Raw genomic sequence first — 12,936 nt, forward strand, 5'->3', positions numbered from 1 at the left:
CGTAACAATTAAAATATTAATTACGGTAATTATTACGGAAGTATTTAAAGTATTGATTTAATAAGATTCTTGATTATCATCCGTAGATGTATTATAGTTAGTACATACAATACTTCGGAAATATATACCGAAGTATTTACGGCTTTTATAACGGTATTAAATTCCGTATAATTATCTTGTCTTTTTGTACCTATAGATAAAATTTATTATTTATTAAAGGTGGTGTGAAATTATTGTCTAATATATCAATGAGTAGTAGTGAAATTATTGATGTGCTTTGTGAGAATTTAAATGATGGGATTTGGGCTTTACGTGTGCTATACGCCGAGGGCGCAATGAACAAAGAAAAGTTATGGGATTATATCAACCAATATCATAAAGACTATCAAATTGAGAATGAAAAAGATTATGAGGGTAAAAAAATACTTCCATCGCGATATGCTTTAGATATTATGACTGCAAGACTTGAAGGAGCAGGGTTAATATCTTTCAAAGCAATAGGACGTGTTCGAATTTATGACGTAACAGATCTAGGAAATGTTTTAATTAAGGAACTGGAAAAACGAGTTGAGAAAAACAACTAAAATATATATTTGAGGAGGATATACATATGGCAGGCAATTTTTCAGAAATCGAAAGCCAAGGAAATATTAGTTTGAAATTTGGATTCTTAGGACTAGGTATGGGTGGATGTGCAATCGCAGCAGAGTGCGCAAATAAAGAAACACAAATTAAAAATAACAAATACCCATATCGTGCGATTCTTGTTAATACAAATAGTCAAGATTTTAATAAAATTGAGATTAAAAACACAGGGAACGTCCGTAAAATACAGTTAGAAGGATATGAACAAGGTGCAGCTCGTAATCCACAGGTTGGAGAGGAAGCATTTGTAAAGCATGAAACAAAGATTTTCGAAGCGGTAAAACAGGAATTTGAAGATCGTGATTTTATTTGGATTACGTGTGGTCTAGGTGGAGGAACAGGAACTGGTGCTCTATTAAAGGCTATTGAAATGCTCTATGAACATGATTACAATTTTGGATTGTTACTGACTTTACCACGTGATGCTGAGGCTTTAAAAGTATTAGAAAACGCAACTTCACGCATTCGTAGTATTGCTATGAACCAAGAAGCTTTTGGCTCAATTGTATTAATAGATAACGCTAAACTATATAGAAAATTTGAAGAGGAAAATCCAAGTGCTTTAGCAAACGAATATACTAGCTATAGTAACAAATATATTGCTGATGCATTACATGAGATTAACCTAGTTACTTCATCATTTACACCGTTTTCAGATACACATTTTGATGCGAGTGAATTTGCTCAAGTAATTAATACACCAGGCGTTTTATCATTAGCAAAATTAGAACTAAAATCAAATCAATTAGACACTGAAAACCCGCTAGGTTACTTGACTCAATTAGGTAACGCACTAGAAAAAGGCGTTTTATACGATACAGAAAGAGAAGAGCTAGAAAGTGCTAAAAAAAGCGCGCTATCTATCGTTACATCACCGCTGCGAGCAGGGCGATTATACAACTTCTCATTCCTTAATCAAATGGAAAACTTCTTAAAAGAAAGAACTCCATATGTAGATGAACGTCCTATAGCTCCATACGTTAATAAACATACAACAAAAAAAGAAGAGGATATAGTAAAATTCTATTCAGTTGTTGCAGGACTTCCATTACCAAAACGTGTTAGTGATATTATTGATGAGATTACGAGAATTAAAGAAGAACGTGAGCAAGCTAATTCAAAGAAATCCAATGCTGTTTTAAATAAACTTTTTGCATTTGATGATTCAGTACAAGAAGAAAAACCTAAAAAGAAAAAATTAAATTTTGGTGCTGAACCTGAAGTAGAAGTTGCTGACGATTCACAACCAGCAAAGAAGAAATTATCATTCTAAACAATAGACCGACAAATATAATTTTGTCGGTCTTTTTCTATTTCAATAGCAAAAAGAAACTACAATGCACAAGTGATTAATCTATTATATTTTCTGTATGTGTAACATGTCTTTATATAATGTAATTGTTTAAATAAATTGTTAGGCCGTCCTAACGATTTTATTCCAATACTTGAACCTTTAAAAAATTGTTCGGTTAAAACATGTCTTCCGTCCGAACAATTTTAAAAGAACTGAAAGACTATATAAATCAATGTTTCTAGCTAATTTTTAGGAAGAGAAGTAATCCAAACTTCAGCGTACAAGTTTTAGTATCTAGATTAAAGCAAATTCAGCTTAAACTTTTAATAATTTACAACTAAATTTTGCTGTAATAAGATATATAGAAATGGTTGTTATTTATTGAAAATACATTCGAGTTATGGAGTTGCATATAATGAAAAGTAAAACGTATAAATATACAAGCAAAGGTACACAGAAATCTTTTCGTTTAAAAGAGGCCGATATATTTGTATTTACATTTTTATATTACAAAAGGTATCTTACTACACGACAAATTACTCAGCTTTATAGTGCATTTGAGGGTAGAGATTTTTCTGAGGATAGTGTGTTTACGAAACTTAATCGTTTTTCAAAATACGGTGCTATCCTGACTAAAAAAATTGATAAAAGAGATGATAGTATAACCAGACGTGCGACATTCTCCTTAAAAGATAGAATGGTTGATTACCTTCAAGAATTAGGACGGATTCCTGCAGGATCTTCAAAACGTAGATATTCTTCTTCAAGCTCACTACATACACTTTGCTCACGAGAAATATTAGTACGCACACTTTTAGAAGTGTCGAAAAAGACCAATACGAATAAGATATTATCCGAGTTAGATATTCGCTCATATCATCAAAAACAAAAGAAAACAGAAATTGAAGATGCAGGTTTACTTCTAATTCCTGATGAACACATTTCATATAAAGACAAAAATATTTACATTGAAATGGATATGTGTAAAGAAACCAATGCTACCTTAGTTGAAAAGGTTGGGAAGTATATTGAATATGCACAAAAAAACACTAAGAATATAACTGTTGTTTTTGTTATGTATGACAAGTCGATGTTCCTTGCAGAAGATGCAGAACCTCCATACGTACGTATGAAAAATCTCTTATTTTCTATGCGAGAATATCATGAACATTTAATGAATCTACCAAACCTAAATATGCACATCTGCTCTTTGAAAGAAGCTGGGGATGTTATTTCAGATATTCTTCTAGGAATAGATGATAATCAAAACTTTGAACAAGATATTCTCTTACCTTTATCTAAACGTACAGTAGGAGATGCCGATTGGCGCTATGCATTTGTTGAAACAGTTCAAACATTTAAAGAGAAAATTGATGGTGGTCTTAGACGAACGTATAAGAGAGATAAAGATGTAATGCAAGATTTCTTCTTTATTTTTGGGAATGAAAATGATTACCGAATGATTGCTAGATTAGACGATGTTGTGTTTTCAAGAAGAGAAGGTGATGAAGGGGTGCCACTTGTTGTAATTTATCCAAAGCGCAAAAAGACTAGAGATATACTTTTAATGGACACGTATGACAACGTATTACTGCTATCCCTCCAAAATGAAGATGTTACTATCGACGCAGATGAACAGATCATGGCACGTACTGCAAATAACATACATCCGAAAAGACGTAAGCTTGTTGAATTATATTAATCGTTAATTTTTTATATACTTTTATACAATTTTATTGATTTTTATTATTTAAGGTGATAGAATTACGTTTGAACTAAACACAAAAAACTACAATCAAATCAGAACATATGAAATTAAGGCAAGCGACACACGCTGTTTTTACAGTGGGTGTCGCTTGCCTTTTTTTATATGGAGAAAGGTGGAAAATCAAAATGGATTTACAATATGCAACTACTACTACTGGGGGAGTGCTCTCTGCTAGAGAAGCATTTAAAAACCCGGAACTAGTCCTTAATCATATTACAGAAGAGGGGGCAACGTTTAGTGTTTCTCTACAAGATATCCAAATTCCAGGGAAACCAAATTTCTATTGGTACGATGTCATAATTGAAACGGCAACAGATAAAAAAATTGAGATAAATATCGCGGTACTTTCTCAAGAAGAATACAATCAACTCTGTGAAAGAGAGAGTATTGATTTATATTTAAAACAAACTGAAGATGCAGCAAAATTCTTTCTCGAAAAATCAAAGGAACTATTCCAACCAAAATTTAATAATCGATTCCAATTTAAACATAAAGCTCAACTGTATCTGTAAGAAGTAGGTGAGCCTATATGGAGACATTTAAACAACGATTACCGTTATTTACTACTATCGGCTTAATTAGCGGATTCATTCTTTCGTTTGGATTCGGTTTAGTAAACTACATCAAGTTACTCTACTATGCATTTGAACCACCGTCTTATCCTATAGAAATTACATATGTACCGCTTATTTTAATGTTCTTCTCTTTACTACTAGGAGAATTTAGCTTTAGGTTTTATAGTCGTATTCCAGCTTTGCATGTAGAGAATGGTAAATTAATAATTTTGATTGCTTCTCATATTGCGGTTGATATTCAATTTTTATGGTTTGCAACTGCTCCGATCCATGCAAAGGTTATTCCTTATCTTACGGATAAATCAAAACATCTTAATTTTGGTGAGTATGAAGCTTTAGGTCATGTCTTAACAGGTAATTTCCACACACTCACTATGATTTTTGTATTTTTACCAACAGTATTTATGATTTTGTTTACACTTTGGTATAGTGGGCATATTGTTCGTTACCGAGAAGAGATATTAAAGTGGGTACAAAAATACGAATATAAAAATCACAAATTACAAAAATGGTTTAATAGCCAAGAAGAACAAATATATCCTGATGTAGAAATTGGACCGCATATTGAGCATAAAGAGATGGTTCGTATCAAGGGGAAAGATAGGACGTTAAATTGTATTATTATTGGTCCTATTGGTTCTGGTAAAACGTCTAGTTTAATTATTCCCATGATTAATCAAGATTTACATTGGATGGCACGTTTTATCAATAAGTTCATAAATGTCTTTAAAAAGAAGGATTATCATACAGAAGAAGTAAAAGGAACATTTTTAAATGGTGTGACTGTTATCGAACCGAGTAATGATTTATGCCAAAAGGTTTTTAAGTTAGTGCAAGCACATAAAATACCTGAAAGTGCAGTTTACTACATTGATCCAACTAATCCTGATACCAAAAATATAAACATTCTGCGAGGACCAGTAGATAAAGTAGCAGAGGTTTTCGCAATGGTTATTCAAGGTTTATCTGAATCTAATAATGCATTCTTTGAACAAGCGCAGCGTAACCACCTCAAGCAACATATTTATTTACTTAAGCTACACAACCCACAAAAAGATGTAACCTTTGACGATTTAATTGAGATGTATGATGATGTAGAACGTGTTCATCGTATGCATAAACTATTAAAAGTACAAGTTGAAAAGTTATATGATTTTGTTCAGAGTGGGGCTGCTTCACGTGACCAAAAAAACGAATATAAAATTATAAAAGGTATTGATGAATGGTTTGATAATACCATTCGTGAAAAAATGGATTTTCAAGGTGAACCAGCGGTTTATAAATCAGGAAAATACCGCGGCCAACCAATGCATTATGACAGAGAAGAAGAATATGTAAAAGGTTTACGCAACATATTAAAAGATTTAGCCTCAAACGTTTTAATACGACGTGTATTATTTGGTAAATCCGATTTTGATTTCGATGTTCATTTAGAGCAGGGTGGAATTTTATTAGTAAATACAGCAAAAGGAGAATTAGCAGACCTTTCAAACGTATTAGGGAAATTTGTATTGTTAAGTATGCAAAATGCAGTATTCCGTAGAGATCCAAACGTCTCACCTTACCATCATATTATTGTCGATGAGTTTCCGGATTATGTTGTGCGGCCGTTTAAAGAATTCCCTGCACAATCTCGTAAATATAAAGTGATTTTAACAATCGCTAGCCAAACGCTATCGCAATTAGCTCTCGACTTCACAGAACAATACATGTTTACTTTATTAGGTTCATTCCGTAACAAAATGATATTTGGAGATGTAACACCATATGATGCAAAAATTTTCTCTGACATGTTTGGTGAGAAAGAGGAATTTAAAGAGGCAGAATCCGAACAGGGTATTTCTCCTATGCAAGAGAATCCAGTTAGTCGACTAGGATCAACTTATCAAAAAACGAAAGAAGTTGTTATGTCACCAGGAGATATCATGGCACAAGGTGCATTCATCTGTGCTGCTCGTATCGTACAAGATAATCATGTGCAACCTGTACAACAAATCACAAGTAACTTTGTACCAAAAGAAGAATTCGCCCAAGCAATCATTCAAGTAGATACAAAAACAGGTGAATATTGGGAAAATGAGCGTCTTCGTCTTATTAATGAATCTATAGAAAAAGCTAATCCTATGAAGCATGTAGATGCAGAAAACATGAAGAAAATACAACCATTACCACCTATCCGAGAAGGTGAGATTGAACAGAATAACTCCATGGAAACAAACAGGGAGCATCAACACATTGTATCATTAGAGGATTATAAGGGACACAAGTCTCAAAATGAAACCTTAACTAATGATCCCGCTGCAATGAGCCAGCAGGGAAATGTTGATGATGAAGTTGAAAATAAGTTGTATGAAGATATTAAAGAATTTATTATCGAATCACAACAAGTCTCGCCATCTCTTCTGCAAAGAAAATTCAAGATTAGCTATATGAAATCTATGCAATATATTGAGAAGTTAGAACAAAATCTAGTTGTAAGTTCTTACACAGGGGATGGTCCTCGTAAAGTATTAATTTCAAATAATAGTAGTACATCAGAAGAATCAAGTGTTATTACTACTCATTCATCTGACAATACTATTTCAACGGAAGTAGCAATTCCAATTGAAGGCGAAGGAATCGAACAAGAGGAAACTAGCTCCTTTAAGGATATTCTATACGACGATGTTTTAAGTTTTGTGAAGGAATCGGGAAGTATCTCTATTTCTGTACTACAAGACACGTTTAAAATTAGTTATACACGTGCATCGAGATTAATAGAAGCCCTACAACGAAATGGTGAATTGCCTGTAATAGCAGAAGAAACCCATGTAGAAAGTATAAGCTCTGAAATAAAAGAACCGGTCGTGAAAGAAGATATTAAAGAAACCATAGATATAGAATTACCTCCTATGGAAGAATGCTATGAAATAAACATGGAGGTAGCAGAACTAAACAAAGAATTATCTATTACTATGTTAGAGCAAGATTGGAATAAAGATTCCCTTATTCATTCCGCGGTTCCTGACGAAACGGAGCCACTGTTAGAAGAATTCCCACCTGTTGGAATTCCCAATACTATGATAGGAACTGCAGAAACAATTATAGAATCTACTTCAATTCCCGTTACAATAACAGAGCCAGAAGAAACTCATGTAGAAATCAACACGGTTCCAATTGAAGAAACGCTTAATCATATCGAAGAAAACAAGCTAGATGAAGATGTAGCAAAAGTTTACGAATCTATTAGTATTACGGTACAAGAAAACTTAGAAAAAAATAGAGAAGAGCATTCGAAAAATGATGAGAAGCAACCAGAACATAAACGTATGAGCTACAAAGAACGCCAAGAGTACTTAAGATTTCAGCAAAAAAATAAGAATAATACTACGCAGTCGCTGGTTAATAAAAATGAGAAACCAAAGCACAAAACATCTAACGTAATGAGTAAGGAATTGAACAATTTCTTTGATTAATAGTTTGTAGACCTTAAATTAAGTAATACTGCATTCGAGATTTTCTTTTAAGGGTTCAATCAAAACAAGAGTATAAGAGATTATTAAGAATCAAAGATACAATAGGAGGGGATTAGGTGAATACGGAACAAAAGCAGAAAATCCAATCCTTTATAAAAAAGATATGTATGGTTGCTATCTCTATCATTACAATTAAATTAATACGTGTGTACTTAAAAAGTAATCAAGAGATAAGAGATGATATTCATCTAGTATTCGAAAACGTAAGTGAAATCCAACTTTCTCATGCCATTGGACACTTGTTTTTGTTTAGTCTAATCTTAGGGTGTTTGGCTTTATTAGTAGGATTTTTATTTTACAGATACACTTTTTTGGAAAAAAGATATGTTCATTCATCATTTTATTTTTAATTGTTGATTCGGTGTTTTATTACATTTTTCCTGAAATACCGATATCGATATTAAAAAGTGTATTTTTAACAACCACATAATTTAAATTCTAATGAAGCATAGTTTCTATTATGAGAACTTTGCTTTGTTATTGAGAAATCCAATTGTACATTATTATTTGATCATACGTAATTGATTTTAATTAATGTGTATGAAGAGCAGGCTTAATTTGACTACTATGAACGAATCTCAAAAACCCACTTGTAATTAATCTTTTAAAAGTGTATATTCAAATTAATAATTAAACAAACTATAACTTACGTGAAGGACACACCTTACGTACCATCCCAACGGTACAGGTGTGTCCTTATTTGCGTTTTAGGAGGAAAGAAAATGAAAACAGTAACTTTACCACATGTAGAACTTGGAACAGAAAAAACAAGCGAAAAAACAATTTACATCAATAGCCATGATAGAATACTGAACAGTTGTATTGTAGGGCCAATTGGCTCTGGTAAACACGCTCAATTAACTATTCCTATAATTAACCAAGACTTACATCATATAACTCACTTCATAAATCAATACGAAAAGGAATTAACTAAGCATAATTCTGATAACATAGCAGACGATATCTTAAACGGTATAACTGTTATTTCACCAGATAATAATTTATGTCGCAGAGTATTTAATTTAGTACAAGCACATAAAATCCCGGAAAACTCGGTTTTCTACATTGATCCAACTAATCCAAATACAAAAGGAATAAATATATTACATGGACCCGTTGATAAAGTTGCAGAGGTTTTCGCAATGGCTATAAAAGAAATAGCTAATTCTGATGATGTGTTCTTTCAGCAGTCTCAAATTAACCATATAAAAAATTATGTCTATTTGTTAAAACTCCATAGCCCTGAAAGAACTGCAACATTTGATGATATTAGTAGAATGTATGAAGATGTAGAACACGTACGCTATATGCATAAACTTTTAAAGTTACGTATAGACCTATTAAGCGAAGTGGTGAAAAGTAAAACTGCTCCTAAAGAGCGAATCAAAGAGTATGAACTTGCGAAAGAAGTTGATGCTTGGTTTGATCATACAATTCAAGAAAAGAAAGATTCGGAAGGGAAAACCGTCATTCATAAATCCGGAAAATATCAAGGACAGCCAATGTACTATGATAATAAAGCAGAACATGTTAAGGAATTGTATATCATAGTGAAAGAACTCTCTGCAAACGAATTAATACGTCGTGTATTGTTTGATGATTCTACCTTTGATTTTAACAGCCATTTAGAATATGGTGGGGCATTATTAGTTAATACCGCGCAAGAGGAACTTGGCGACCTATCTAATGTATTAGGAAAATTCATTTTAATGAGTCTGCAGCAGTCCGTATTCCAAAGGGAACTAGGTTTATCATTCCATCATCTAGTTGTAGATAAAATTACAAACTATATTGTAGAACCATTTATCGAACTTCTGAAACAAGCTCGAAAATACAAGTTAATAATCACCGTTACTGATGAGTCATTATCGGAAATATCTCAAAAATACTCTCCCGAATATTTACATTCTTTAATTGCTAATTTTAGAAACAACATCGTATTTGGGGGTATTTCATCATACGATGCGAACATTTTCTCGGATTTACTTTATGAAGTCGCGGGGGAGAAAATACTTACAGCAGATGAACTTCAGACACAGGAGGCATACACGTATACTGCTTCTATCGCGTATAATAATCAAATTCAAATTATAAAACAAATTAAGGCAAAATTTGTGGAGAAAGAGGAATTTTCTGATGCTACTATCCAAGTAAATGAAATGGCCGGACAATATTGGTATGGTTCTAGACCTGGTATGAATGAATCTATAGCAAACTTATGATTTTAAAATTATTCTTGCATTTGAGTAGAAATACCATTATATTTATATTAACAACTATATAAATAAACAATAATTTACGTGAAGGACACACCTTACGTACCATCCCAACGGTACAGGTGTGTCCTTTTTTACGTTCTAGGAGGAAAATATAATGGCAGAAGATAAGACAAACACTCAAACTGTAGAAGAACTTGGAATGGCTTTTGAAACAGAGAATCCACAAGGTGACACGGTGTTAGAAACAAACTTTAATCAATTTGAGCGAGTACGTGATCATGAACTAGAGGAATTAGCCCGTATGAAACGTGAGCGTACTGTAGGAAAAGGCTTAATTACAGTCGTATCCGAAAAGCTATTCCCAACTAAAAACGGAAAGTCTGAGCGTATACAAGTACTTACAATGCAAATTGGTACTCATACAACAGCATATTGCCCCATTACAGAGGCAGGTATAAATGTTCCTAAAAATCCTCAATGGCTAGTTGGTAGAACCAAGCCTTTAATCATTGAACACTTCCAAAAAACGGAGGAAGGCAACTTTGCTGTTGTATCTATCACAGCAGGGGAATTGGCACTTCAAAAAAGATTATATGAAGAAGTGACAGCGCAAGAGGGCAACAAGGTATACACAGGAACCGTTTCAGGACATATCCCATCTGCACAAACTGTTTTAGTTGAAGTACACGGTGTAACAATAGGTGTAAGGTACTCACACTGGTCCTATACATTCGTTCGTCCGGAGGATATTGTCATTGGTGATGTTGTAGAACTTATCATCGATAAAGTAGGGGAAAAGAATGGCCGCTATGAATTTAGAGGAAATAAAAAGAAACTAGAAACAGATCCAATTGAAAAGTTGTTAGAACTAAAGAAACGCCGCGACCGCTTTGTAGGTAAAATTGTTGGGGTAGACGCTATTGCGGGTATTTTCGTAGAGGTTGCACCAGGAATTCAGTTTAAAGGACTTAAGAGCCGTAATCTTGCTAATCCAACTGTAGAAGATGCGAAAAATCAAACGATTGTTACATGTGAGCTGCTTAATATCGACGCCAAAAATAGAAAAGGTACAGTACGTATCCTAAATTATCCGCAGGGACAAAGTAAAAAAACTAATTCGTCAATTTTTCAATTTTAATGGATGACTTATGCGTACAATAGAGAAACAATTGCCTACTTATGTCCCTTCTATTCCTCATTTATCAAGTGAGGATGTACAGGGACTTCAAATATATCGAATACATGAACTGGATAAAACCTATGTATTCCATTCTTTTGACGAATTGGTTAAGTTTAAGCAGCGTTTAACAGAAGAACAGTATACCGTACTTGCTTTCATTGGTGTTCATACATCTGTTCGATTTAATCATTTATTATATTTATTTAAGGATAAATATTCACGTAAGAAAATAAATGATGCACTTCAAGGATTACTTTACTACCGTCTAATTGAAAAATGGCAAGTGGAGAGTTTTGATATGGAGATCTTTGAAGAAACATATACGTTATCCGACAATGGTTACAAATTTTTAAAATACTGGCAGGGAAATATGTTCTTCTTTGCCCCAGAACGAATTGATAATCACGGTAAATATGTCCACCTACGTTATTGGCACGATATAGATTTAATCTGCCACCTGCGTTATGCTCCATCGTTTTTAGGTCATATTATGCATCCATCTATTAGTAAAGGGGTTTTTACCCCTCCTTTAAGTTTTGCAGTGCAAGGCGGAGTAAATCACATATTTAATTTCGTTGTATACTCCACTCTACTAACAGATAAAAAGGATCGTTTAAAACGAATTATTGCTCGATGGAAAGATTTCGTAGAATCAGGAAAAGATGTTATTATGCAAGATTTAGGAAACAATCCTACAGTGTTAGTTATCTATGTTTCTACTGAAAACCAAGCAAAGCAAATTAATAATGAACTATTACTCGACCTGCTCCCTGGTAAAGTATTGTTATGTATAGGAGAAACCTTGCATATACAAGGATTACAACATGCATTTTACCAGCCCCTTGCAGAAGGAGAGATTAAACAATTAAATACAAAGCTATTCGCAACAAACTAAGCCACCCTTACAAGCTATTGATTCATTTTAAAGGGTGGCTTGTTTGTTATATAAAAAAGCGTGGAATATTTAAAAATAATTTAAGAAAACGAATTATCCTGTATCTCCCTCTATACAAATTACGGATTTTACGAAATAATATTCTTTGACACCTTTATACAGAAAAACAATATATACAAATATAAACAATCGTGTAAAGGAATATATTTGAAAGGAGTAACAAATTGCTACGTATACAACGAGGGTACATGTATGATCCAGATGATAATGAGGTCATTGTGAACGAAATTTTCTACAACGCTGCATCCGAACAAAAGTTAGGAAGCAAAATGGGTGTGTTTTCTGCAGACAAACTACCTACTTCCATTTTTAAAAAAGTTCAAGAAAACGAAAGTATGTCTTATATGGAAAGTATGGAAGTAGAAGAACAAACCATTCCAGAAATACTATGTCATTTAGACCAAAATCAAAAACCAGAAAAACTTTATTTTGAAATGCAGTACATGGTGTAACAACAAGAACTGAAATAAGAGGGGATTTATAAACGTTGAAACAGGGGCATTATTATATGGTACATAAAACAACTATATATAAATTCCCTTCTTATTTTTGTTTCCTTAAAACAATTGAATATGATATAAAAATAGATTAATATATAACTATATTTATTGTTTAATTGATTCCGTTTATTCCCACACCTTTTTTGTGTTGTGGTTGAGTTGTAGAAGCAAGTTGCGTCTTGTTTCATTTGTGAAAGGGCTTCTTTGAGCCGATTAGTGTATATATAGCTTATTTTGCTATACACATTTTTAATCGACTTAAAGAAGCCCTTTTTGTGTTGTCTT

General features: G+C 33.1%; 10 protein-coding genes. All 10 read left to right on the forward strand.

The window, feature by feature from the left end; genetic code table 11:
- Positions 1–248 precede the first annotated feature (248 nt).
- The gene (locus tag KI356_RS12505; protein WP_000098927.1) at positions 249–584 is read left to right on the forward strand and encodes a hypothetical protein; all 336 of its coding nucleotides are present in this window, start codon (positions 249–251) and stop codon (positions 582–584) included.
- Between the two features lie 26 nt (positions 585–610).
- Positions 611–1,918, forward strand: a complete 1,308-nt coding sequence (gene repX, locus KI356_RS12510; protein WP_000918313.1) for a plasmid replication protein RepX — start codon at positions 611–613, stop codon at positions 1,916–1,918.
- A 436-nt stretch (positions 1,919–2,354) separates the two neighbouring features.
- Positions 2,355–3,641 carry a replication-relaxation family protein gene (locus KI356_RS12515; RefSeq protein ID WP_000837873.1) on the forward strand — a complete coding sequence of 429 codons (1,287 nt, stop codon included), beginning with the start codon at positions 2,355–2,357 and terminating at the stop codon, positions 3,639–3,641.
- A gap of 191 nt (positions 3,642–3,832) precedes the next feature.
- A complete protein-coding gene (locus KI356_RS12520) occupies positions 3,833–4,219 on the forward strand; it encodes a hypothetical protein (protein ID WP_000365749.1) in 387 nt (128 codons plus the stop codon).
- A gap of 17 nt (positions 4,220–4,236) precedes the next feature.
- A complete protein-coding gene (locus KI356_RS12525) occupies positions 4,237–7,737 on the forward strand; it encodes a DNA translocase FtsK (RefSeq protein WP_000447306.1) in 3,501 nt (1,166 codons plus the stop codon).
- A 116-nt stretch (positions 7,738–7,853) separates the two neighbouring features.
- Positions 7,854–8,147 (forward strand): hypothetical protein, encoded by a 294-nt coding sequence (locus tag KI356_RS12530; RefSeq protein ID WP_001091104.1) that lies wholly within the window; start codon positions 7,854–7,856, stop codon positions 8,145–8,147.
- Positions 8,148–8,519: 372 nt separating this feature from the next.
- On the forward strand, positions 8,520–10,019 hold the full coding sequence (locus KI356_RS12535; RefSeq protein WP_212935574.1) for a P-loop NTPase family protein: 1,500 nt from the start codon (positions 8,520–8,522) through the stop codon (positions 10,017–10,019).
- A gap of 151 nt (positions 10,020–10,170) precedes the next feature.
- The gene (locus KI356_RS12540; RefSeq protein ID WP_000796703.1) at positions 10,171–11,154 is read left to right on the forward strand and encodes a hypothetical protein; all 984 of its coding nucleotides are present in this window, start codon (positions 10,171–10,173) and stop codon (positions 11,152–11,154) included.
- 10 nt (positions 11,155–11,164) lie between these two features.
- Positions 11,165–12,091 carry a hypothetical protein gene (locus KI356_RS12545; RefSeq protein WP_001259103.1) on the forward strand — a complete coding sequence of 309 codons (927 nt, stop codon included), beginning with the start codon at positions 11,165–11,167 and terminating at the stop codon, positions 12,089–12,091.
- A gap of 248 nt (positions 12,092–12,339) precedes the next feature.
- Entirely contained in the window at positions 12,340–12,603 is a 264-nt protein-coding gene (locus tag KI356_RS12550; RefSeq protein ID WP_002020034.1) for a hypothetical protein, read from the forward strand.
- The last annotated feature ends 333 nt before the right edge of the window (positions 12,604–12,936 follow it).

The sequence above is a fragment of the Bacillus hominis genome (assembly GCF_018332515.1).
In the GTDB taxonomy this organism is placed as follows: Bacteria; Bacillota; Bacilli; order Bacillales; family Bacillaceae_G; genus Bacillus_A; species Bacillus_A hominis.